1 protein-coding gene is annotated in these 644 nt (G+C 68.0%); it reads right to left on the bottom strand.

Annotated elements, in window-relative coordinates:
- A partial coding sequence (locus tag ALA01S_RS31335; RefSeq protein WP_169806066.1) for an efflux RND transporter permease subunit occupies window positions 1-644 on the bottom strand: 644 nt, incomplete at both ends.

Here is a 644-nt window from a genome sequence, read left to right as displayed (position 1 = left end):
GAAGCCTGCGTCGCCGCGCCGGATCGCCGGGGCGAACGCCACCTGCGCCAACTGGCGCAGCAGGATCGGCTGGCCGTCCCGGGCCGTCAGCGCCAGGTTCTTGAGATCGTCCAAGCTGGAGGTGCGACCCAGGTTGCGGATCAGGTACTCCCGGCCGTTGAGCTCCAGGAAGCCGCCGGAGGTGTTGGACGAGTAGTTCCGCAGGGCGGATTCGAGCTGGTCGTGCGAGATGCCCAGGTCGGCCATGCGGCGCGTGTCGGGCTGGACCTGGAACTGCCGCACCTCGCCACCGATCGGAATGACCTGCGCCACGCCGGGGATCGCCATCAGCCGTGGCCGCAGCACCCAGTCGGCGTACTCGCGCACGGCCATGGGCGTGACCTTGGACGTGTCGATCGGGATGGCGATCTGCATGATCTCGCCCATGATCGAGCTGATGGGGCCCATGCGCGGGACCACGCCCGCGGGCAGCCCTTCCTCCATCGACGCCAGGCGCTCGGACACCATTTGCCGGGCGCGGAAGATCTCCGTGTTCCAGTCGAAGGTGACATAGAGGAAGGACAACCCTGCGCTGGACGTGGAGCGCACCGACTCCACCCCCGGCAGCCCGTTCATGGTGGTCTCCAGCGGGAAGCTGATGAGCT

The organism is Azohydromonas lata NBRC 102462, assembly GCF_001571085.1.
In the GTDB taxonomy this organism is placed as follows: Bacteria; Pseudomonadota; Gammaproteobacteria; order Burkholderiales; family Burkholderiaceae_C; genus Azohydromonas; species Azohydromonas lata.
This window is presented reverse-complemented; position numbering and strand designations above follow the sequence as displayed.